Annotated in this window: 19 protein-coding genes; 12 read left to right on the top strand and 7 right to left on the bottom strand. The window is 67.5% G+C overall.

The genetic code is table 11. The features are described from left to right. Nucleotides 1–524 precede the first annotated feature (524 nt). The 9 genes from B9S58_RS19830 to B9S58_RS19790 all read left to right on the top strand — a co-directional run bounded on the left by B9S58_RS19830 (nt 525) and on the right by B9S58_RS19790 (nt 12,845). Nucleotides 525–950: an ATP-binding protein gene (locus tag B9S58_RS19830; protein ID WP_258044746.1), complete on the top strand. Its 426-nt coding sequence runs from the start codon at nt 525–527 to the stop codon at nt 948–950. Then, nucleotides 947–1,366 carry a DUF6415 family natural product biosynthesis protein gene (locus tag B9S58_RS19825; RefSeq protein ID WP_103533450.1) on the top strand — a complete coding sequence of 140 codons (420 nt, stop codon included), beginning with the start codon at nt 947–949 and terminating at the stop codon, nt 1,364–1,366. Before B9S58_RS19830 ends, B9S58_RS19825 begins: the two co-directional genes overlap by 4 nt. 217 nt (nt 1,367–1,583) lie before the next feature. Further along, a complete protein-coding gene (gene fxlM / locus B9S58_RS19820) occupies nt 1,584–2,819 on the top strand; it encodes a methyltransferase, FxLD system (RefSeq protein ID WP_103533449.1) in 1,236 nt (411 codons plus the stop codon). A gap of 55 nt (nt 2,820–2,874) precedes the next feature. Then, nucleotides 2,875–3,066, top strand: coding sequence for an FxLD family lanthipeptide (locus tag B9S58_RS19815; protein ID WP_012380187.1), 192 nt, complete (start codon nt 2,875–2,877; stop codon nt 3,064–3,066). An 85-nt stretch (nt 3,067–3,151) separates the two neighbouring features. Next, nucleotides 3,152–6,217 (top strand): lantibiotic dehydratase, encoded by a 3,066-nt coding sequence (locus tag B9S58_RS19810; protein ID WP_103533448.1) that lies wholly within the window; start codon nt 3,152–3,154, stop codon nt 6,215–6,217. Then, a complete protein-coding gene (locus tag B9S58_RS19805) occupies nt 6,214–7,446 on the top strand; it encodes a lanthionine synthetase C family protein (RefSeq protein WP_103533447.1) in 1,233 nt (410 codons plus the stop codon). Before B9S58_RS19810 ends, B9S58_RS19805 begins: the two co-directional genes overlap by 4 nt. Then, on the top strand, nt 7,428–8,423 hold the full coding sequence (locus tag B9S58_RS19800; RefSeq protein ID WP_103533446.1) for a thiopeptide-type bacteriocin biosynthesis protein: 996 nt from the start codon (nt 7,428–7,430) through the stop codon (nt 8,421–8,423). The genes B9S58_RS19805 and B9S58_RS19800 overlap by 19 nt, the downstream gene beginning before the upstream one ends. 637 nt (nt 8,424–9,060) lie before the next feature. Further along, nucleotides 9,061–10,422, top strand: a complete 1,362-nt coding sequence (locus B9S58_RS19795) for a site-specific DNA-methyltransferase (protein WP_181009383.1) — start codon at nt 9,061–9,063, stop codon at nt 10,420–10,422. After that, nucleotides 10,419–12,845 (top strand): DEAD/DEAH box helicase, encoded by a 2,427-nt coding sequence (locus B9S58_RS19790; protein WP_103533444.1) that lies wholly within the window; start codon nt 10,419–10,421, stop codon nt 12,843–12,845. Before B9S58_RS19795 ends, B9S58_RS19790 begins: the two co-directional genes overlap by 4 nt. Nucleotides 12,846–13,302: 457 nt before the next feature. Here B9S58_RS19790 and B9S58_RS19785 read toward each other — a convergent pair whose 3' ends face one another. The 4 genes from B9S58_RS19785 to B9S58_RS19770 form a co-directional block, all read right to left on the bottom strand. Beyond that, nucleotides 13,303–13,788 carry a hypothetical protein gene (locus tag B9S58_RS19785; RefSeq protein ID WP_181009382.1) on the bottom strand — a complete coding sequence of 162 codons (486 nt, stop codon included), beginning with the start codon at nt 13,786–13,788 and terminating at the stop codon, nt 13,303–13,305. Next, on the bottom strand, nt 13,785–14,111 hold the full coding sequence (locus B9S58_RS19780) for a hypothetical protein (RefSeq protein ID WP_103533443.1): 327 nt from the start codon (nt 14,109–14,111) through the stop codon (nt 13,785–13,787). The genes B9S58_RS19785 and B9S58_RS19780 overlap by 4 nt, the downstream gene beginning before the upstream one ends. Nucleotides 14,112–14,293: 182 nt before the next feature. Next, on the bottom strand, nt 14,294–15,046 hold the full coding sequence (locus B9S58_RS19775) for an IS3 family transposase (RefSeq protein WP_258044754.1): 753 nt from the start codon (nt 15,044–15,046) through the stop codon (nt 14,294–14,296). 23 nt (nt 15,047–15,069) lie between these two features. Then, entirely contained in the window at nt 15,070–15,369 is a 300-nt protein-coding gene (locus tag B9S58_RS19770; protein WP_146063537.1) for a transposase, read from the bottom strand. A gap of 530 nt (nt 15,370–15,899) precedes the next feature. On the opposite strand from B9S58_RS19770, the gene B9S58_RS19765 reads away from it, so the two are divergent. Then, complete coding sequence (locus B9S58_RS19765) at nt 15,900–17,087, top strand: hypothetical protein (RefSeq protein ID WP_103533440.1); 1,188 nt, start codon at nt 15,900–15,902, stop codon at nt 17,085–17,087. Nucleotides 17,088–17,164: 77 nt separating this feature from the next. Here the strand turns inward: B9S58_RS19765 and B9S58_RS19760 are convergent, their stop codons facing one another. Next, complete coding sequence (locus B9S58_RS19760) at nt 17,165–17,476, bottom strand: hypothetical protein (protein WP_103533454.1); 312 nt, start codon at nt 17,474–17,476, stop codon at nt 17,165–17,167. Between the two features lie 264 nt (nt 17,477–17,740). On the opposite strand from B9S58_RS19760, the gene B9S58_RS19755 reads away from it, so the two are divergent. Both B9S58_RS19755 and B9S58_RS19750 read left to right on the top strand, forming a co-directional pair. Next, a complete protein-coding gene (locus B9S58_RS19755; protein WP_103533439.1) occupies nt 17,741–20,548 on the top strand; it encodes a DEAD/DEAH box helicase in 2,808 nt (935 codons plus the stop codon). 119 nt (nt 20,549–20,667) lie between these two features. Further along, nucleotides 20,668–21,819 carry an SWIM zinc finger family protein gene (locus tag B9S58_RS19750; RefSeq protein WP_103533438.1) on the top strand — a complete coding sequence of 384 codons (1,152 nt, stop codon included), beginning with the start codon at nt 20,668–20,670 and terminating at the stop codon, nt 21,817–21,819. A gap of 320 nt (nt 21,820–22,139) precedes the next feature. Here the strand turns inward: B9S58_RS19750 and B9S58_RS19745 are convergent, their stop codons facing one another. Together B9S58_RS19745 and B9S58_RS38065 are read right to left on the bottom strand one after the other, a co-directional pair. Beyond that, on the bottom strand, nt 22,140–22,334 hold the full coding sequence (locus B9S58_RS19745; RefSeq protein ID WP_374935693.1) for a hypothetical protein: 195 nt from the start codon (nt 22,332–22,334) through the stop codon (nt 22,140–22,142). After that, nucleotides 22,301–22,741: a hypothetical protein gene (locus B9S58_RS38065; protein ID WP_181009384.1), complete on the bottom strand. Its 441-nt coding sequence runs from the start codon at nt 22,739–22,741 to the stop codon at nt 22,301–22,303. The genes B9S58_RS19745 and B9S58_RS38065 overlap by 34 nt, the downstream gene beginning before the upstream one ends. Nucleotides 22,742–22,776 lie beyond the last annotated feature (35 nt).

Raw genomic sequence — 22,776 nt, 5'->3', positions numbered from 1 at the left:
ATGAAGTCGCGACGCCGCACGGGGCCCTCCGGGGGATGTTGCATGGAGCTGGGTGCGCTGAACCCTAAGTCCGCCACGGGGCAGCCGAACACACGCTCAAGTGCAGCGCAAGTGCGTCCGATTGGGCGTCGGCTTGATCCGTTGAGCAGGTTGCGCACCGTCCGGGAGGAGATGTCGCCAGGCCGACCGGTGATCTCCTGTAGCGCGGCGTTCAGGCGTGCCGCCAACTCCTCCTGCGTCAGACCGAGTTGATCAAGTCGGTCCTGAAGAACGAGATTTCCTCCCATGCACCGAACGTAGCTCCACCGTCACGCTGACACCTAGAGCTCAGGTAATGGAAACGCAAAGTCTTCCGGTTGGTGGCGTGTACGGATCCGGGACTCTTCCTGTTGCGCTGCGCTCGTCGCTCGTTGACTGGTCATCGGTCGCCAAGCCGAGTTCGGTGCGGCGGCACGGAGGAAAGCCCGGTCCTGCCTTGCTTGTCCGCACCGGGAACCCCAGCCGGAGGGAAAGACCTCGTGACCATGACCGTCGCTCAACCGAATGCGATCGGCTCCCCGGGTTACGCCGCAGAGGTGTCCTGCGTACGTGAGTCCGTGAGCCTCGCCCGCGCTTTCATCTCCCAGGTGCTGGCGGTCTGGGGCATGGACGACGACGTGACCGGCTGGGGAAAGATCATCGTCACCGAACTGCTGGCCAACGCCGTCGAGCACACCGAGACCCCGGTGTCGCGAATCCACATCGAGCGACCGAGCAACGGTGCCGTCCGCATCGGAGTCTCCGACCGCTCGCACGACGCTCCCCATCTGAAAACGGCCGACCTGAACGCTGAGAGCGGCCGGGGTCTGAGTCTGGTCGCGGCGATGAGCGCCCGGTGGGGCTACGACACGCACCCGTGGGGCAAGGTCACCTGGGCTGTGGTCGAGACGCCGGCGGGGAGGGAGCAGTGAGCACGGCAGTGGCTCCGAAACCTCCAGCCCAGGAGTGGACGCCACCGCTCGACGCGGACGGTTTACGGCTCGTGCTGGAGCGGTTCCGGGCGTGGGAACCCCTCGATATCGAGGAGGTCTTCGACGACCTCGACGCGACGATCGGCAGTCAGCCGCCACCTGTTGCAACGGCTGTCGCCCTGCTCGGCCGCCTCCGCAGACACCTGAAGCAGCTCAGCGACATCACGGTGGCTGACGACAGCTTCCCGCCCAGTGCTGAGATGACCCGCCTTGTCGAGCGAGGAGTTCCTCTGCTGGAGGAGCCCACTCCGGCTGGCTATCGGCAGGCCGTCGGACTCGCCCGCCGTCTCGCCTTCGTGACCGCTGACCTGATCGAAGTGTTGATCGAGGCTCGCTACATCAAGGAGATCGAGTGACGCACGCCCCTTGCCACCCGCGAGCCACCCAGCGGGCTGGTCGACACGAACCGGCCCGCCGGGCAGCCCTCCGCGGGCGTGGACCTCCCAGCTCTCCGTCCAGCGCGGCCCTGTCGGTCAGCCGACGAGAACCGAGCGCGCTCTCCCCTGGATTACCCGACCCATCCGGCACGGACCGCCGGCCTGCATCCCCCATACGCACGACTGAAGGAAGTCCATGACGAACACGACCGTCGAGCCCGACGAAGCGACCCGTCTCCGGAACAAGGTGGTGGACGAGTTGCGCGCAGGCGGCGACATCTCCTCCTCGGAGATCGAAGCCGTCATGCGCAAGGTGCCTCGGCACGCGTTCATTCCCGACACCCCGCTGGACAAGGCGTACGACACGTACGCGGCAGTGATCACCAAAACGGACGAGCACGGTGTGCAGCTCAGCTCCGTCTCCGCCCCGCAGATCCAGGCGATGATGCTGGAGCAGGCCCAGGTGAAGCCCGGCATGCGCGTGTTGGAGATCGGTTCGGGCGGGCTGAACGCCGCCTACCTCGCCGAGCTCGTGGGCGAGCACGGCGAGGTCGTCACCGTGGACATCGACCCCGTAGTCACCGAGCGGGCGCACCGGCTCCTGGACGAGCACGGCTACGACCGGGTACGCGTCCTTACCGCCGACGCCGCCGAGCCCATTCCGGAGCTCGGCGAGGTCGACGTCGTCATGGTGACTGCCGGAGCCTGGGACATCGCTCCGGCGTGGACCGCGCAGCTCAAGCAGGGCGGTCGCCTTGTGGTGCCGCTGCGGATGCGTGGCCTGACCCGGTCGGTCGCCTTCACCCAGATCACGGGCGAACACGGCCCGTACCTGGAGAGCGTGTCGGCGCTCATCTGCGGCTTCGTCCCGATGCAGGGCTCGACAGCCCACCGGGAAGAACTTCTTCTCGTCAACGGCACACCGGAGATCGGGCTGAAGTTCGATGACGGGCTACCGGCCGACCCACACCGACTGGACAACGCGGTCACGTTCCCGCGCCACGAGCTGTGGACAGGCGTCGTCATCGGCCTCTCGGAACTCATCGACACCCTCCAGATGGCCATGGCCATCAGCCTGCCCGGCTTCTGCACGATGGCCGTCGACGAGGACCTGGACACGGGCCTGGTCGCCCCCGTGAACAAGCGGTTCGCCCTCGCCGCCGTCGAGGACGACACCTTCGCCTATCTCGTCACCCGCCGCACCGAGGACAACAAGCACATCGAATACGGCGTACACACCCTCGGCCCGAACGCGAAGCAGTTCGTCGACAAGGTCGCCGACGTGCTCCGCGACTGGGAGGCCAGCCGGCGCGGCGGCCCCAGCCCGGTCATCCGGGTCTATCCGGCCAACACCTCTGATGACCAGATCCCGGCCGACCGGGTCATCGACAAGGTGCACAGCCGGGTCTCGCTCTCCTGGCCCTCGGCGTAACGCCGGAAGCCAGGTTGTTCCACACCATCCGGACACCAAGAAGAAAGGCACGAACATGACGAGCGCCACTCTGGCCCCTCCCGCCCCGCTGGCTGGCCTGGACGACGACTTCGCGCCCCTGGACGTGAAGGTCGTCATCGCCGAGCACGCGTACGGCAAGCTCATGTGCTCCACGGGCGACGGCTGCGGCACCACGTGCGCGACCGGCGCCTCCGCCTGCGGCTCCTTCACGGAGGACCCGGCCTGATCCAGGCCGTTCCCTGCCGGTGGGCCGAGCGAATTGCTCCGCTCGGCCCACCGGCCCCTCACCCGCCCCGTCAGACGGAGGGCCCATGGTTTCCCGAGCAGTCGCCGACTACCAATGGCAGGGCGCCGCCATGCTGCGCGCCACCACCAGCACCGGACCGGCGGACATCCCCCGCACTCTCGACCTGGACAACGTGGCCGTCACTCGCGGGTGGCTGAACCACGTCTGGCGGTGCGATGGCTTCCGCAACGCGCTGGAGCTGGCTACCCCCGTCCTGTCCGACGCCGTCGAAGCAGTCGTCCAAGGCCGACGGACCGATCCCCGTCATATCCGCCGCACCGCGGTATCGACGGTCTCCTATCTCCTCCGGTGGCAGCACCGGCCGACCCCGCTGGGCCTGTTCGCCGGCACCGCTCCGGTGACGGTCGGGCCCAGGGCAAGCGCGCGGTGGCGCGACAAGCACCGCGTGCTGGTCCGGCCGGACTCCGAATGGGTCACCGACATGGTCCTCCGACTCCAGCGCATCCCCGCGTTACTGGCGCGGCTCCCGCTCGTCGCCAACAACGCCGCCCACACGCGGGGCGATCGGCTCGTGGCGCCGGGCCCGCCCTCCGACGGGCACGCCGTCCTGTTGGCCCCGGTCGAGGTATCCGTCCGTAATGCCAGGCCAGTGGCCGCCGCCATGGACGCCGCCCGCGCTCCCATCCCCTACGGCGCCCTGCACGGCCACCTGCGCGACAACTTCCCGCAGGCCACACTGGAACAGATCGACGCACTTCTCACCAGCCTGGTCGAGCAGCAGTTCCTCATCACCGGCCTGTGGGCGCCCATGACCACGGTGGACCCCCTCCAGCACCTGTGCCACGAACTGGAACAACACGACGCGGACAACATCCTCGACGTGCGGGACCTGGTCCACGAGCTGTACGCGCTATGCGACGAGGTATCCGCCCACCAGCCGACGCTCTCCGACGCCAGCGTGAGCGTCATCGTCGCGCGGATGCGCGCCCTCACCACCGTCACGCCGACACCGTTGCTCATTGACACCGCCCTCGACTGCGAGACCCAGCTTCCGCAGGCCGTGATCGCGGAAGCGCAGGCAGCCGTGTCAGCCCTCTACCGGACCACCCCGCAGCCCTACGGCTATCAGCACTGGCGCGACTACCATCGCCGGTTCCGGGCCCGGTACGGCGTCGGCGCCCTGGTGCCGGTAATGGACCTGGTCGCCGACAGCGGCCTCGGGCTGCCCGCCGGATACGTCGGCTCCGAACGCGGAGCCTCCCTGAAGGTGCGCACCGACCGCGACGAACTGCTGCTCTCGCTGATGCAGCAAGTCCTCCTCGACGGCCTCGACGAACTGCGGCTGACAGACGACATGGTCCACGCCCTGGAGAAGGCCGCCGGAACGGACGAGCGGCTGTTCGTGCCCCGAGTGGAGGCCGCCTTCGAGATCCACGCCTCCAGCACCCGGGCGCTGTCCAGCGGCACGTTCGACCTCCTTCTCACGGCGGCGCCCCGCCCCGGCAGCAGCATGGCGGGCCGGTTCGCCCACGTCCTGCCACCCGAGCACCAAGACGCCCTCGCCACCAGCTATCGCGAGGCACCGGACCGCCTCACCGCGCAGCTCGTGTTCCCACCGCGTCGGCACCGCAACGAGAACGTCACCCGCACATCGCGACTGCTGCCGCACATCATCGAGCTCTCCGGCCACCAGGAGCGCGACGAGATGACGATCCAGCTCGCCGACATCGCCGTCACCGCCGACCCGCGCAGTTTCCATCTCGTGCAGCTCTCCACCGGCCGGCGCATCGACGTGCGGGTCCTGCACGCCTTGGAAGGCGGAACCCAGACCCCGCCGCTGGCCCGGTTTCTGGCAGAAGTGGCCAACGGACGGTACGCCGCCTACAAGCCGTTCGACTTCGGCGCCGGTTCTCGGCTCCCCTACCTCCCTCGGGTGCGCTACCGCCGCACCATCCTCACGCAGGCGCGATGGCTACTGATGGCGGAAGACCTGCCCGGCCGGAAAGCCCCGAGACAGGAGTGGGCGGACGCCTTCACCGCGTGGCGGGACCGGCTGCGGGTACCGATGCAGGTCGCCGTCATCGAGTACGACCAGCGCCTCCCGCTCGACCTGTCCCACCCGGTCCACCTCCGGGTCCTGCGCGCCCACCTCGACAACGCCCGGCGCGTGGAGCTGCGCGAGGTACCGGACGCAGACGCCCACGGCTGGATCGGACGGGCACACGAGATCTGGCTCTCGCTGGGCCGATCCGAGCCGGACACCCCGTACGTGCCCCGGCCGCGCTCCACTACGTCTCCGGGCGCCCAGCGGCATCTGCCGGGCGGCGGCGACGTTCTTCACGCACAGCTCCACGCCCATCCGCGCCGCTACGACGAGATCCTGAGCCACCACCTCCCCCACCTGCTCGCCGCGTTCGGGGAGGAGCCGCCGACTTGGTGGTTCACCCGCCACCGGGAGATGGCCCGGCCGGACGCCGACCAGCACCTCGACCTCACTCTGCACCTGTCCCCGGACGCGTACGGGGTCGGCGCACGGCACGTCCGCGCGTGGGCCGACAGCCTGCACACGATGGGGCTCGCGTCCGGACTCGCCCTGGCCGCGTACCAGCCGCAGACCGGACGCTTCGGCCACGGGCCGGCCATGGACGCCGCGCACCAGGTGTTCGCCGCGGACTCCGCCGCCGCCCTTGCGCAGATCCAGCTCGCCGAGTGCATCGATGCCTTCGCCCCACAGGCCCTCGCTGCCGCCAGTGCCCTGCACCTCGTCACTCCCCTGGCACCGGACACTGCGGCGGCCGAAGAGTGGTTGGTGGGCAACCTCCCCCAAGGCACAGGACGGTTGGACCGGACCCTGCGCGGCCACGTGCTCGAACTCACCGGGCCGAGCGGTGCCTCTGCACTCGCGTCCCTCCCCGGGGGCAGGCAGGTCACCGAAGCGTGGCGAGCCCGCGCCGCCGCCGTGGACTTCTATCGGACCGCATTGGTCAGTGAACGTAATCCGCTCGACGTCGCCCGGTCGCTGCTGCACCAGCACCACGTCCGCGCTCTCGGCGTCGATCCGCGCACCGAGGAGACGACGATTCGACTCGTGCGAACAGCCGCCCTCCAGCACCGGATGGCGGACCGATGACCACGCTGGCAACCACCGCCGCAACAACTTTGGAGCAGTACACAGCTGATCTGGCTGAGCCTCCTCCCCCGCCCCCGGAGGAGCCCTGGGCGGTGCAGTCGCTCGCCGACGGCGCTGCCGGAATCAGCCTGCTGCACATCGAGATCGCCAGCAGGTACGGCCGCTCCTGGCGTTCCGCTCACCGGTGGATCACGAGTGCAGCCTCCGGACCCATCAGCGCGGCCGACCAGACGGGCCTGTTCCTCGGCGCCCCGGCCGTCGGCTTCGTCCTCACCGCCGTTCCTCCGGCCTACCAGCATCTGTACGCCTCGGCGCGCACGACCTTGCACCAGCACATCACCGACCTCGCCAACCGCCGCGTGGACGCCGCGCTCGCCCGCATCGGCAGGGGAGACCTGCCGACCTTCGCGGAGTACGACCTCTTCTACGGCCTCACCGGGATCGGCGCCTACTTCCTGCGCACCGAGCCCGAGGGCCCGGCCCTGGAAAGGATCTTGCAGTACCTCGTCGGCCTGACCCGGCCGCTCGGCTCTGACGGGCGCGGGCTGCCCGGCTGGTGGGTCCGCCATGACCCGGCGCGCGGCGAGTCGCCCCACTTCCCGGACGGGCACGGCAACTTCGGCGCGGCCCACGGCATCACAGGCCCGCTCCTCCTCCTGGCCCAGGCCATGCGCCAAGGTGTCACCGTCGATGGCCACCAGGACGCAATGTTCACCATCTGCGCACACCTCGACGCCTGGTGTCAGCACGGCGCTTCCGGCCCGTGGTGGCCAGAGCACATCTCCCGGCGCGACCTCGACAACGGTCAGCCTCATCACGACGCCCCCACCCGTCCGAGCTGGTGCTACGGCACAACGGGCATCGCACGGGCAGGGCAACTCGCGGGGATCGCCCTGCGCTCACCCACGCTCCAGAAGTTCTACGAGGATGCCCTGTACCGGACATTGTCCGATCCCGCGCAACTCGCCCTGGTCACCGACAACGGCCTCTGCCACGGATGGGCAGGCATCTACCAGACCGCTCACCGCGCAGCCGCAGACGCGCTCGATCCGCGGCTGCACACCCTCGCGGAACGCCTTGGTGACGCTCTCCTCGCATCCGGCCAGCCCTGCTCCTCATCGGCTCCCGGCCTGATCAACGGTGCCGCCGGCACCGCACTCGCCCTCACTACCTGCGCCTCGCAACAGGCGCCGAGCACTGGATGGGACGCATGTCTCTTGATCAACTGATCCAGACAACCGAGCCGAGTCCGACGCAGCACGCCGTCCTCGCCGTCCTGACCGGCCTTCCACTCGCCGACGCAGCACGCCAGTACCGGATGGACCCCGTAGTCCTCTCCGACGCGGTCGCGGTCTACGACCAGGCTGGGCGAGAAGCCCTGGCCCGCCACGCAGCCATCACCGACTGGTGGCAGACGTACCTCCACTTCACCGACTGGCCGAACGCCGACACCACCTTCACCACGCACGTCCTGCCCATCCTGCGCGAGGCGGAAGCCGCCCGCAGGATCGACGGCTGGTGGTACACCAGAAAGCACCCCTGCTGGCGGCTGCGCCTCCGGGTCCAGCCTGCGGGCGGCGCCAAGCTGACGATCGGGGACGGCTTCGACCGCCTCGTCTCCGACGGACACCTTCAGCGCTGGTGGCCCGGTATCTACGAACCGGAGACGCCGGCGTTCGGCGGGAAGACCAGCATGACGGCCGCGCACGCCCTGTTCGTCACCGATAGCCGAGAGATCCAGTTGTTGCGCCAGCGCGACGATCTCACCGTCGGGCCCAGGGAACTGTCCGTCCTCCTGTGCACGATCATGATGCGCGCCGCCCCGTTGGAGTGGTATGAGCAGGGCGATGTCTGGGACCGCGTCATCACAACGGAACACCGCTCGGCCGTCAGCGACGTTCCGCCGGAACAGCTAGACGCCCGAGTCCAGGAGATCCGTCCTCTGCTTCTCGCCGACAGCGACGTCCTGCTGTGCCCCGGGGGTCTGCTGGAACCCGTCGCAGAGTGGGCCGCCGCCTTCCGCAGCACCGGCCAAGCCCTTGCCCACGGCATCCAGGACGGAACACTCGACCGAGGGCTACGACAGGTACTCAGCTACCACGTGATCTTCCACTGGAACCGGCTCGGGCTGTCCCTGCGCGGTCAGAGCATCCTGGCTTGGGCAGCCCGGGCGGCAATCCTGCACGACAAAGAGCAGGAGAGCTGAGACGCGTGACGACGGTCACCATCGGCAGTGATGGCCTTCCGAGGACCAAACTGATCAGACAGGCGAGAACGCCCAAGCGCAGTAGGGCCGCTTCCTACCCAATCGGCGAGCCCACACCATGCCCGAAAGCGTGAGTAGCGATGCCGACTGAGGAAGCACGACGGGCCGGCCAATAAGTTCGCTGGTACCCGCCGCTCCGGCCTAGCCTGCGCGTCCGCCAGCCCAACTCAGCTGGGTGACGAGACAGGTGTGACGATTCCGACCATCAGTCGAGCTGAGCAGACGCAAGGAGCCCATCATGTAGGTGGTGACGGGTACGGTTGACGCCTGATGCTCCCGAGCTCACAGCTCGGACCTATCGCGCGAGAAGAGGAAGTGGTCGACGGTGGCAAGTGGGCGCCTAACCCTGTCTTGGGTCGGCAAGGACCAGGCCCTGCTGAACACACCGGACGGCGGGTACGAGTGGGTTTCTCGCCATCATGCGAGGGCCACAGAGGTACGACTGCTTAAGGAAACGGGTAAGACCGGCACTGTCAGGGGCAATCCCGGAGATAACCTACTCATCCAGGGTGACAGCTACGACGCTCTCCACGCTCTGTGCAGAATCCCGGAGTACGCGCGAGAGTATCGCGGAAAAGTGAAGCAGGTCTACATTGACCCGCCATTCAACACCGGCCAATCCTTTACTGACTACAGCGACTCGCTAGAACATTCCATCTGGCTGAGCATGATCCGCGAGAGATTTCTACTATTCAAGGAATTGCTCGCCGCAGATGGAACCGTCTGGGTACATCTCGACGACAATGAAGTCCATCGCGCTCGTTGTCTACTCGATGAGATCTTCGGCCCATCAAGCTACCTGGCAACCGTCGTCTGGCAACGGACATCGGCGAAAAGCCTGGCGCGCCGCACGATGGGGACGATGCACGAGAGCATCCTCGTTTACGGCGCGACCGAAAAGGCGGAGTTGCAACCCCTCTACTTGCCGCTCGAAGAGGAGTACCTAAAGCGCTACAGCAACGATGACGAGCGCGGTCGGTATGACACAGGCGACCTCACTGCCGGAAGCCATCGCCCACACCTTGACAGCGGCATGGCCTGGCGAGGGTTTGATCCCAGCACTATCCGCCGCTGCTGGGCAGTGCCTCGCAACCCTCTGGTAGAGACGGGCCTGACGGAGGATCAGATCGCAAGCTTGACCATGCGCGAGAAACTTGACGCATTGGATGAAGCCGGATATATCCACTGGCCTAGGAAGCTTGGCGGTTTTCCCCGATATAAGAAGTATCTCCATAAGACCAAGGGTCGCGCCATTGGTAACCTGTGGACAGACATCAATGTGATTAACTCGCAAGCGGTGGAGCGCACTGGATTTTCAACACAGAAACCAGAAGCTCTTATCGAGCGAATTTTCGCCATGGGGTCGGATCCCGGTGACATCGTGCTGGACTGCTTCGCCGGATCCGGGACGACGGCGGCAGTGGCACACAAAATGGGTCGCCGCTGGGTGACAGTCGAAGCCTTGGCGGAAACGGCGGACAACTTCACCCGTCCTCGTCTGGAACGTGTAGTGGTCGGCGACGATGCGGGCGGAGTGACCAAGACAGTCGGCTGGGAAGGCGGCGGCGGCTTCCGGAGCCTGGAAGTCGCTCCCTCCGCCCTGGAAGTCGTTGATGAGCGGGCTTTCCTGGCTGACTGGCTGAGCGCGGATGATTTCGCGGCCATGGTCGCTGCGCAGTTGGGCTTCACATACAGCGGCGCCGACGGCAGCGCCTTCTGTGGCGAGCGAGGGCGTGCGCGCCTTGCTGTGGTCAACGGTGTCGTGGATGAGGTGGTGGCCCGGGGGGTCATCGGACAGTTGGACGAGGGAGAGCGGACAGTGCTTGTCGGCAGGGGTGTGGCACCAGAAGCGGAAGTGCTCATCAGGGAGTTGAGCCCAGGATCCAGGGTCCTCAAGGCACCCCGTGACCTCGTCCGCCGAGGGAGGGCCGTCCGATGAAGTGGATCACGTACGACCCGGCGCTGCTGGAAAACATCGCGGCGAGGCTAGATCTACGGACTCCTAATGCTGACGCGATCCACGCGGTGGCCGAGGCAATCTCCGAGGGTGATGGTCGGGAAGTCGTATGCGACCTGGCAACGGGCGTGGGGAAGACCTACATTCTTGCCGGCCTGGTGGACTACCTGTCAGCCCAGGGCGTACGCAACATTTTGGTAGTGACGCCGGGCACAACAATCCAGGACAAGACGATCGGCAACTTTACCCCTGGACACCCGAAGCATGTGGCAGGCATGGATGCCGAGCTGCTTGTTATCACCTCTGAGAACTTTGGCCGGGGGCAGGTGGGGGATGCCCTGCATTCCGAGGACGTCACCAAGCTCTTCGTCTTCAATGTGCAGCAACTCATCCGACCCACCGACAAGACTTCCCGCCGCGTTCGGGCACAGGACGAGTTCATTGGAACCGGTCTCTACCAGCACCTTCAGGAAGTCGATGATCTGGTAGTGATCGCCGATGAGCATCATGTGTACAACGCGAAGGCCAAAGCGTTCAGCCAGGCCATCGGGGAGCTCGGGGCGCGGGCGGTCATCGGTCTGACAGCGACACCGGCACCCGAGGTCAAGCCGATCTTCCGGTACTCGCTGGCCGAGGCTATCGCCGATGAGTACGTAAAGATCCCCGTGATCGTCTATCGGCCCGACGGCCGCAAGGACGAGGAAACAGTGCTGGCGGACGCCTGTCACCTGCTGCGGATAAAGGATGCGGCCTGGACTTCCTGGGCCCAAACCCAAGGTGTGGCCCCAGTACGGCCGGTACTCTTCGTGGTCTGCCGTGACATCTCGGATGCTGAGCGTGTCGCCAATCGTCTGACGGGCGATGAGATGTTCCCTGGCGAGGGCCAGGTTCTCACCATCACATCGCAATCAAGCGACACCGCGCTGCGCGCTTTGGAAGCCGTCGAGGAACCGGACTCGCCGGTGCGGGCAGTCGTTTCGGTTAATAAACTTAAGGAAGGCTGGGACGTCAAGAACATTGGCGTCATCGTCGGCCTTCGTGCGCTTGCTTCGGAGACGCTAACTGAGCAAGTTCTCGGCCGTGGTCTTCGACTCCCGTTCGGGCGTCGAGTCGGCACGCCGATGGTCGACTCGGTGGATCTGGTTGCTCACGAGTCCTACCGGCAGCTTTTGGAAAACAAGGATGCCCTCCTCCAACAGGTCCTGCCATCAGGTGGCGGAGACATTGATGAGGAACGACCACAGCCGACCACAGGAGCGCCTTCCTCTACCAGTCAAGAAGCAGAACAAGGCACACTGAACTTCACCTCGCGTCCCCGCATCCTGGGCGACGACATGGTGGATGGATCGTTGCTGTTGCAGGTCGAGTCGATGGACGCGGCCGTCCAACAGGCCGCACGGGACCAAAAGGCCGTCGCCACTCTGCGTTCCAGAGTTCCTGGAGCACCTCTCATCCGCTTCCCGAGGCGCGAGCGGGAGATTCTGCCTGTTCGGTTCTCCTTCAGCTACATCACGGATGCAGCTGCCCGAGCCGAGGGTGCCGCCTACGCACACGAGTTCAAGGTCACTCTTGCCCGTCAGGCCGTTGATGCCCAGCGCGGACTCGATGGGACCGTCGGCGTCCGAGTGACCGCAGCTGAGTCTGTGGATGCCACACAGCGCAGGGTCTCTATCTCCGAGCTCCGCAGGGACCTCTACGACCGGATCTGGAACATCGGGCACGTCGAAGAGACCCTCGCTGAATCCCGTGCAGCTGAACGTGTGGTTCGTGAGTTCCTTGCTGGGGCAGGTGTCGCCTCGGAGGACATGGACCACGACTGGGGAGAGTTGAGAGCACGGCAGGCCGCCACGGCACTGGGCAAGCTGGTGAAGGCTGCCTACGACAACCGAAAGCTCCAGCCCCAGTTCGCATTCAGGCCAGTTGATGTTCCGGCCGTTCCACCGCCGCCGATGCCTTCGAATGTCGTGAGCAAATGGGAGAAGTTCCGCAAAGATAGGTGGTACGAGGGGTGGGAGCACTCCGTCGAGCCGGTTGCGCGGTTTGATGCTGGCAGCACCGAATACACGCTGGCGCACCTCTTTGATGGCAGTCCGAGCGTGGAATGGTGGTTGCGTAACTACGACCACAGCCCGGTATGGATCGAGCGGGACAATGGCAAGAAATATTACCCAGACTTCATCGTCCTCGATACGGAAGGCACGTACTGGGTTGTCGAGGGTAAGGCCAACGACCGGGCCGGCGACGCCGAGGTGCTGGAAAAGAAACGGGCCGCAGAGGATTGGGCGCGCTTTGTACGCGACGACGGCAGATTTGGTATCTGGCGCTACATCTTCGCGACGGAGAGCGTGATCAGGAATGCCAGCAACTCGTGGGAGTCCCTCCTCGCTCTCGCTAAGCCGGAGTAGTCACCATGTGCTCACCAGGACAGCAGCCCGGCGTTGGTCGGTGAGGGGTGGGGCGGAAGTACCTCCTGCCGAGGGCTCGTGCGGCTGTACGCTGCGCCTTCGCGCGGAGGGAAACGGCCTCGCCCCTTGAAAGAGCGGGTTGAGCGCGGCTCTGCCGAATCGGCCGCAAGGCCGATGACGACAGAGGTTAACCGGGCCACGGGAGGGTTGCAGTTGGGGTTGCATTCACCTTCGTTCGCGGTGGTCCGCCCAGGTTGACCGGCCATGCTCCGTCACAGCTCAGGACGCGGGCGAACCCGCCCGGACCCGATGACGAACATTTGGAAAGCGTGTTGGGGGCAACCCCTCACGAGTTCGAATCTCGTATCCTCCGCCATTGCTCTCACCGGGCAATACGTCGATGGCCCCCGCAGCTCGCTGCGGGGGCCATCGACGTTGACCAGCTGTCGACCGGTGCTCAGATCTGCACCACGTGCACGTCCTGGGCATCCAGCGCCTTGAGATAGGCGTCGAGGTCCGCCGGATCACTGGTGAAGACCACAGCACTGCCGTGCCGGGCGGCTGTGAGAGCCACCAGGGCATCCACAGCGTCCGGCCGCTTCTTCGGGGGCAACTCTGCCGAACCGAGTGCGCTTCCGATGCGTTGCCATTCGGTGATGTCCGGACCGGTGGCGCACATTATGCATGCCGTCTGCCCCACGCTGGTAGGGCGCATGGCCGGGACCGAACTACGAGCCTGAGGCACCGTGCAATCCTTCATCACCCCGGCCAGGGCATGCACCGTAACGGGTCTGGGCCGCCAGACTTGCGCGAGTACCGGTCCGAGCACGAGCGCCCGATGCGGTGTCTCCCGGAGGCCGGCGTGCAGACGCACCGCCTTCGCCTTGCGGTCCGCGAGCGCGATCAGCATGCCGGTGTCGTAGACCGGCACCCGGACAGTCACGCCGCGTTACCGGATCGGGTAGCAGGACCCTCGGCACCATAGATGAGCCCCATAGCCTCCTGCACCTCCTGCCGCTCCTGCTCCGTGAGGTCGTCGTCGGCGACTTCAGGCAGCGGGGCCAGTGCGGCAGCCTCCGCCTCAGCTGCCGCGATCACCGCGTCAAGTCGGGCGAACTGAGCCTCCGCCGCTTCCGCCTCGGCCATCTGCCGGGTCGCAGCGTTGACGAGGTAGGCGGACACATCCATTCCAGCCCGCTCCGCGTGGATCCGAATGCGCTCGGCATGCTCACTGTCCAGGCTGATGCTGATTCTCGTCTTCGGCATACCAGAAGTGTATGACGCGTATTACGACTCCGCCAAGCATTCCGCCCGCGCAGGGCCGACAGGCCGAGCCGCCCTGACTCGACCACGACCGTCCGAACTCTGTCCGTCGTTCCGTGGTTGCAGTTTTGGTTGCAGATGGCTTGCGCGGACATGCTGCGGGGCCTCGGCCGGACACAACAGCGTCATAGCATCAGGAGCCCCCACCCTCGCGCAGCAATGGATCCGCATCCACCCGGAGGTTCAGCTTCATGGTCCCCAGCGACGCAGCCGACACGTCCCATTGACTGTCTCATGCGCAACTTGCTTATCGCTGTGCGGAATTCGTCACTCGTGTATTCGCTGCCACGGTCGGTATGCAAGATGCAACCTTCCTCCAGGTCACCCCGTCCGGCTGCCATCCGCAGAGCAGCGACCGGCAGCTCGGCGCGATGGAGGCTGGCCATTGCCCGGCCGATCACCTCCCGTGTCGCGGGATCGATACACGTCGCCAGATACAACTTTCCCACCAGCGTGACGAGTTCGGCCATGTCACCGTCCAGCCGCATCCCGGAGCGGGGTGCGGCGAAGTCCCGACCGATCAGGTCGGCGGCGAACACCGACTGCTTCGCCTGCCGGCTCGTGCCCCGACGCCGGCGGCGAGTGATCCCGACGATCCGGTGCTTGCGCATCAGCCGCTCGACCTTCTTGCCGTTCACCGCCCGCCCCGCCCGCCGCAGAGCGGCGTGGATCCGCGGATCCCCGTAGGCACCGCGCGACCCGGCGTGGAACACCCGGATCTCGTCCACCAGGCGTTCCTCCTCGCGCCGTGCGGCCCGGCGCGCCGACGCGGCCGCCTGGTGCGCGTAGTAGGTAGAGCGCGGCACTTCCCGTGCGCGACACAGCAGTGCAACGCTATGACCTGCAGGATTGTCGTCCGATGCCTTCTCCGCGTCGATGAAGCGGCACCGCGAGGCGGTGTCTACCTCATCTTGTCCTGCGCGAAGAAGGCGGTCGCTTTTCCCAGAATGACGACCGCCTTCTCCAGCTCACGGACCTTGCGCCGCAACTGAGTGAGTTCTTCCCGCTCGACGCTGGTCAGAGCCCCGGCAGGCCCCTCGCCCCGGTCGGTCCTGGCCTGCTTGACCCAGCCACGCAGTCCCTCCGGGCTCACCCCCAGGTCCCGTGCGACCTCGGTCACCGTCTTGTCCGACGACAGCGCCAGCGCGACGGCATCCCGCTTGAACTCCGCCGTGTACCGGTTGCTCATGTCGCTGTTCACGCTCACTACCTGTGACTGCTTCCTCCGGGACCTTCCGTCCCAGTATCAGGCTGTCCAGGTCAAAGGGGGAGCTTCAATTCCGGCCCTGCAGCTCGCTTGCCGAGTCGCCTCTGGCATGCCGAACATGACGTCCGGACCATGTGCTCACAGCAGCAAGTCCTTCTCGACAGCCGTCACAACCGCTGGCCTCTCTCGGCACCCGCCCCGCGCAGCCGCGCGAGCCGGTGGCACAGTGAGCGCATGAAGCCGCCTGCCTGGGCGGGGACCGCAGATACCCCGATATCCGCGCCCGACGCCTTTGACGTCCCCGTGTTCCTCCACCGCAGCTCTCCTCTGGCCCCAGCGCCACGACCTTCCCCCGTGGAGGTAGCTTCGGCCCACCAGCCTTGGCCCAAGGGCACTGGTATCCCTGCAGACGGCGCATATCTGGTCAGGACGACGTGGCGTGCCCTTCTGGACGCCACGACCACGGTAGGGCGGGACATCGGCCCCTGGATCGCCGCCACCCCCCGTCTCGCACGCCGCGAATCATGGCACGCCGGTACCCCCTCTCCGCCTACCTCGTCCGTGCCGGGAGCGAGGTCGTGCCCAGCGTTGTCTACTCCCACGGAACGGAGAGTTCGACTCGTACCGCCTTCGGCTACCACGTCGGCATGACGATGGCCGAGTGGGCCTGCCAGAAGATGGGGCTCGGTCCCACCACACACGCCGAGAGCGCAACACCACAGGGCGCGGCGCCCGGCTGGGCCAAGACGCCCAGCCTGCCAGACCTGTTCGGCACACACCCAGTCACGTCCGAGCTCTGGCTGGTCGAGGCGAAAGGGAGCCGTCGGCTCGGCCTGCGTCCCAGGGTCAAGGGAGCCAAGCAACTGGACGTCGGTGCCCTCGTGCCCGTTCCGCACCAGAAGGTGCTGTGCGGGACCAGCTTGGAGCGGCGTCTCTTCATGATGATTGATGTGGAGGACACTCCGCCGGTTGGCAGTGGCACCTCTGACAGCGTGGACGCGGAAACGCTAGACCAGGACGACGAGGCACTCCTGGAGCTCGCTAGGTCGCGCATGCTGACCAATCTCGCGCTGACATCGTTGCCCCGGGGCGGGTTGCGCATCACGGCTGTCGGCAGGCCCGAGGAAGGGGCAGCAGCAGCGCGGAGGGACCCGATCCGATTGCTTGAGAGCGACGGAGCGACGACCGAGCTGCGCCGCCACGTCGCACCAGGTGCCGGGGACGAGGCCATCAGGCAACGGAACGGCCTGGAAATGCTGGCGGGACGAATACCGGGAACAGGTCTCATGCTCGGGATGTCCCGCCGCCTGTACGGCGCGTGCCGTGCGCTGGCCTACGCAGAGCGTCGCGTCATCACACGGGTCCGGGAAGAGCAGCCCGGATATATGGAGCAACTACCCCGCGCAGTTCAGCGCCCGGACGGCACGGTCGCGCGGTGGCGCGAACGACAGATGAACGATCGCGCGCATGAGGAGAGGATCGCCGAGGTTCAGGAGTACGCACGCAGAGTTCGAGAGGAACAGCGTGACGACCAACTCCGTTCCGTACGTGCTGGTTTCACGATGGGGGGCCGCGGCTCCTGGGTTCACCTCATCGACCTGGCTCCGCGCCTTGCCGTCCCCGGAGAGGAGGGATTCCTGGAGGCGGCGACCTCAGACACCTACCTCGCGGTTGAGGAGGAGGCACTCGATCCAGACGCCGAGGTCGAATAACGGTGGTCGACCGTCCCCAAGCTGCTCCTGCGACTCGGGTATCGGCGAATCCACGCAGATTTGCACGACACGCCAGTTCAGCGGGCCCAGTGGCGGTATGCCTCGATCCATTGCGTGCCCTCGGGGGCGGGTTCCGGCAGCGGCAGGTCCAGGATTCCGATGCCCTGACGGACCGCCCCCCGGGCGCAGCGTGCGACCACGCGTCCGTCCTCGGCCAGATCGACACCGACCACGCTCACCTCGACACCGAGAACAGTCGTGGTGAACGGCACGGCAAGGCTCTCCTCGATCATCGTGAAGAAGCCGGTGATCTGCTCATCCTCGCCGTAGGCGTCGACGGTGGCTTCTTCGATCAACGCCTCCAGCACGGCTGGGGTCCAGGTGCTCATGGCCTCACCGTAGCGCTGCATCGTACGATTGAGGACCGGTCTGTTCAGCAGCGGCGTATCCGTTTGGCGCCCGTCGCCAGCAGTCAAGCCAAGGCTCGCGGTTGCCGGCGTGTGACGTTGCCTGGTGGGGTTCGGTAGTGAGCGGCCCAAGGGAGGGCCCGGCAAGCGACAGGGCGGAAGAGAGTGGCACGAGTCGTCGTACGAGAGCCGAGTACGGGCGCGAGGAGCGCACCGCCGCTGGCCCGGCAGGAAACATCCGCCTTCGTGAGGGAGTTGCTCGGCGAAGGCTGGGCGGCGGTGTTCTTGCCCGGTGAGCCCGCCCGCCTTGGGCGGCTGCTGCTGTGGAAGCCGACCGGGGCAGCAGCCGGAAACAGTATGGCGCTCACCGGCCTTGAGACCGAGGCGGTGGAGCTGGTCCTGCCGCACGGCCGCTCGGTCAGGCGACGCAGGGTCGAGGGTTACGCGCTGCCTGTCGCCGTCGCTGTCTCCGCCCTGGCCAATGCGGAGCCGACGCATCCCTCCGGCGCCGCCTGGCAGGCCGCCACTCGCTTCGCGCTGCGGCTGCTTGCCGACGGCCGCCTCCACCCAGCCCTCACCCCCGCCGGTTACGACACCTGGCGGGTGGGTCCTTGCACCGCCGCCCAGCGCCAGACGCTGGACGCCCTGGCCGCCGCCTTCCCGCCACACGCCCACTGCCTGCCCGAGCCTGGCCCTGCTCCGGTGCGGATCGCCGAACCGACCGCGCTGGTACGCCAGTTCTGCGACGCGGTCGCCGATGATCTGGTCCGTGCTCCGGCCGCTCCGCTCGCCATGGGAGCGGTGCCGTACGCCTGGCGCGAGACCCGCGCCGTGCCCACCTTGCGTGAGTGGGCCGAGGAAACCCAGGCGGCGCTCACCGCCGAGGTCAGTGTCTCCCTGCGCGTCGACGTACCCGAAGGACGCCGACGGCAGTTCCGGGCCGTCCTGCAACTGCACACCGAGGCGGACCGGGCGCTCGTCATCGAGGCCGCACGACTCTGGAGCGAGCCGACCGAAGTGGAGCGGCTGCTCGGCCCACGCGCCGAGACCGAGACCCTCCTTGCCCTGCGCCGCGGCGCCCGCGCCTGGCCCCCACTGCGGAGGCTGCTCAACGATGCCGCTCCCGATCAGCTCCGGTTGACCGACGACGAAGCCTTCGATCTCCTTGGGGACACCACGAACGAGCTGCGCGCGGCCGGTGTCGACGTGCACTGGCCGCGCGACCTGGTCAAGGCGCTCACCGCGACCGCGGAGATCGGGCAGCCCACCGCCCCCGGTTCCGCCGCGGGCGGCCTGCTGGACACCGAGGCCCTCCTCGACTTCCGCTGGCAGGTCTCCCTCGGCGGCGAGCCGCTCACCGAGGCCGAGATGGATGCTCTCGCGGAGTCACGCCGTCCCCTCGTCCGGCTTCGCGACCAGTGGGTGGTCGCCGACCCGAAGCTGGTGGCCCGCGCCAAGCGCCGCCGGATGGAACCGCTCACGCCTATGGAGGCGTTGGGCGCCGCGCTGACCGGCGAGGCCGAGCGGGACGGTGACCGGGTCCCCTGTACGGCGGTCGGTGCGCTCGGCGACTTGGTCACTCGTATCCGCAACCCCGAGTCCCGCACCCTCGTGCCCCAGCCCGCCGCCCTCAAGGCCACGTTGCGCGAGTACCAGAAACGGGGCCTGGCCTGGCTGGCCGAGATGTGCGCACTCGGCCTCGGCGGCTGTCTCGCCGACGACATGGGCCTGGGCAAGACCATCACCTTGCTCGCTCTGCACCTGCACCGCCAGAGCGACCCCACCACCACGGGCCCCACCCTTGTCGTCTGCCCGGCCTCCCTGCTCGGCAACTGGCAGCGCGAGGCCGCCAGATTCGCACCGCTCACCCCCGTACGCCGTTACCACGGCGGCGACCGCCACCTCAAGGACCTGGCCGGCGACGAGATCGTCCTGGTCACCTACGGGGTGCTGCGCCGCGACCGCGAAGTGCTTGCCGAGACAGACTGGTCGCTGGTGGCCGCCGACGAGGCCCAGCACGTCAAGAACCCCTACGCCGTCACCGCCCGCGAACTGCGTGCCCTGCCCGCCCGCGCCCGCGTCGCTCTCACCGGCACCCCCGTGGAGAACAACCTCTCCGAGCTGTGGGCACTGCTCGACTGGACCACCCCCGGGCTCCTCGGCTCACTCACCGCCTTCCGTGACCGGCATGCCCGCGCCATCGAGGCGGGCGAGGATCCCGAGGCAGCCGAGCGCCTGACCCGTCTCGTACGTCCCTTCCTGTTGCGACGCAAGAAGTCCGACCCCGGCATCGCGCCCGAACTGCCGGCCAAGACCGAGACCGACCACGTCGTCCCACTGACGGCCGAGCAGACCAGCCTGTACGAGGCACAGGTCCGCGAGACCATAGCGAAGATCGCGGAGTCGGAGGGCATCGCCCGACGCGGTCTGGTACTCAAGCTGCTCACCGCGCTGAAGCAGATCTGCAACCACCCCGCCCAGTATGTGAAAGAGCACAGCCTGCGCCGGTCCACTCCCCTGCGGGGCCGCTCCGGCAAGCTCGACCTGCTCGACGAACTTCTCGACACCATCACCTCCGAAGGTGAATCCGTGCTGGTCTTCACGCAGTACCGACAGATGGCGGCTCTGCTGGAGAGGCATCTCGCCGAGCGCGGCGTCCCCACTCTCCTCCTGCACGGTGCCACCCCCGTCGCACGGCGCGAGGAGATGGTGGACCGCTTCCAGCGCGGTGAAGTGCCGGTGTTCCTGCTGTCGTTGAAGGCGGCGGGCACCGGACTCAATCTCACCCGCGCCACTCACGTCGTGCACTACGACCGCTGGTGGAACCCGGCCGTCGAGGACCAGGCCACCGACCGCGCCTACCGCATCGGCCAGGACAAACCCGTCCAGGTGCACAAGCTCCTCGCGGAGGGAACCGTGGAGGACAAGGTAGCGAAGCTGCTCGAAGCCAAGCGCGCCCTCGCCGACGCCGTCGTCGGCTCCGGCGAGGCAGCCCTGACCGAACTGTCCGACGCCGACCTCGCCGAACTCGTCGCCCTGGGAAGGCAGTCATGAGCCCCGCCGTCCCCGGCCCGCGCCGTGCGCCCGCCCGCGGCGATGGGGTATCCCCTGGTCGAGCGCAGTCGAGAGCCCGGGGAAGAGCCTTCGCCGCGACCTGGTGGGGCCAGGCATGGGTGGCCGCCCTGGAGGACTCCACCCTGGACGCCGGACGGCTCTCGCGCGGACGCACCTACGCCCGCAAAGGCATGGTCGGCCCGGTCACGGTCGCTCCGGGCAAGGTCGATGCCGCTGTCCAGGGCAGCCGCCCGCGCCCGTACCGCTCCTCGGTCCACCTGCCCGTCCTCACCGACCCCCAGTGGGACACCCTGCTCGACACGATCGCGGCCCGCGCCGGACATCTCGCAGCACTTCTCGACGACGAGATGCCCGCCGAACTCGTGGACGACGCCCGGCACGCAGGCGTCCCTCTGCTCCCACTGCCCACCGAGCTCGATCCGGAGTGCTCCTGCCCCGACTGGGGATACCCCTGCAAGCACGCCGCCGCGCTCTGCTACGCCATCGCCGCCACCATCGACACCGACCCGTTCGTGCTCTTCGCGCTGCGCGGCCGCGGTCGCGAGGAGGTCTTCGCCCAGCTGCGCGCACGCCGTACGGCAGCGCAGGAGACCGCCGCCCCACCGGCACCGGCCGGTGTCCCGGCCGCTGCCGCGTACGCCCACTGGGCCGAAGAGCCCCCCGAACTGCCCGAACTCCCGGAACCCGCCGCCCACACCACAGCACTGCCCGTCGCCCCGCCGTCCGGCACCGGCCTGGCCGCCGCGGACCTGGAACGCCTCATGGCCGACGTCACCGCGCGCGCCGCCCGGCTACTCGCGGGCGACACCGCCGACCTGCACCTGACCCAGCACCAGGACGCCGTCCGCATCGCCGCAAGCAACCCCGGACCCGAGTGGTTCCACCACCTGATCCAGAACACCCACGCCAAACCCACTGCCTTCGCACGCCTCACCCGCGCCTGGCGCCACGGCGGCCCCACGGGCATCGCCGTCGCCGAACAGCCCTACGCCCCCGACCCGACGGTGATGAAGACCGCCCGTACCGCCCTGGACGCGGCCCTCGCCGAGATGACCGACTCCCCCGTACACCTCAGAGCCTGGCGCAACCGCCTCACCCTCACCCACCACGGCATCCAACTGCGTCTGGGCCCCGACGCCCGCTGGTACCCCTACCTCCAGGACGACGACGGCGAATGGTGGCCCGCGGCACCGGCCGACAGTGACCCGGTCACCGCGCTCACCGCGGCCTGGTCCCAGAACGGGGAGTGAGGAGGCGGTTCCCCGCTGACCAGGAACCACGAGCAGAAGCGGGACACACTCACGTTGCTCCACTTCCGTGGTTGCAGTTCTGGTTGCGTTCACCGGAGTACAGCACCGTTCAGAACCCCCGCCCGGACCAGCTACACCGCAGGTCAGGACGCTCCCGTACGCCCCCGGCCCCCCAGGCGTACATGTGGAAAGCGCGTTGGGGGCAACCCCTCACGAGTTCGAATCTCGTATCCTCCGCCATTGCTCTCACCGGGCGATACGTTGAAGGGCCCCACCGTTCGCGGTGGGGCCCTTCGGCGTTCGTAGTCTCATCTGCAGTCTCAACGAGACTCGTCGGAGCCCTCCGTGCTGCTGTCGTCAGCGTCGTTGGCCACTTCCCGGATGAGCCCTCCGAGCCGCTGCGCGACGTCGGCGAGGATGCCACCCGTCACGTGCTGGTACCGGGCCGCCATCGCCGTGGACGGCCAGCCCATGATCTGCATCACGACCCGCTCGGGTACGCCGAGGACGAGCAGAACTGTGGCAGCGGTGTGCCGGGCATCATGCCGCCGCCTGGCCGCGCCTTGTGGAGGCGGCCGATGATGTCCTTGAGGTCCTGGTCGCAGAACCGGGGGTCGACCGTGTGGCCTCCGGCCCTCTTGTGCGAGTCGTGCTGGACGCCCGCCCCGTCGAGGAGGCCGCGGAACTCCCGCTGGGTTTCGAGCACGCCGACCTCGTTGAACGTGTCCCAGAAGGTCAGCTCGGGGCTGGTGCCGGCGGCCATGAGGATCCGCTTGCCCCGGTAGTTCCTGAGCCGCTCGATCGGGTTGTCCGCGCTGACCCGGGCCTGGTGGAGACACCGCCGGCCCAGGACCATCACAGCCGAGAGGCCGCCGGCGGACTTGAGGATGTTCCTGCTTGTGAGACGGTGCGCGCCCACCATGACCTCCTGGTCACCGGCAAACGCGAAGGCAGCGG

The sequence above is a fragment of the Streptomyces sp. SM11 genome (assembly GCF_002910905.1).
Lineage (GTDB): Bacteria > Actinomycetota > Actinomycetes > Streptomycetales > Streptomycetaceae > Streptomyces.
The sequence above is the reverse complement of the archived record's forward strand: the minus strand, read 5'-3'. Positions and strand labels throughout refer to the sequence as shown.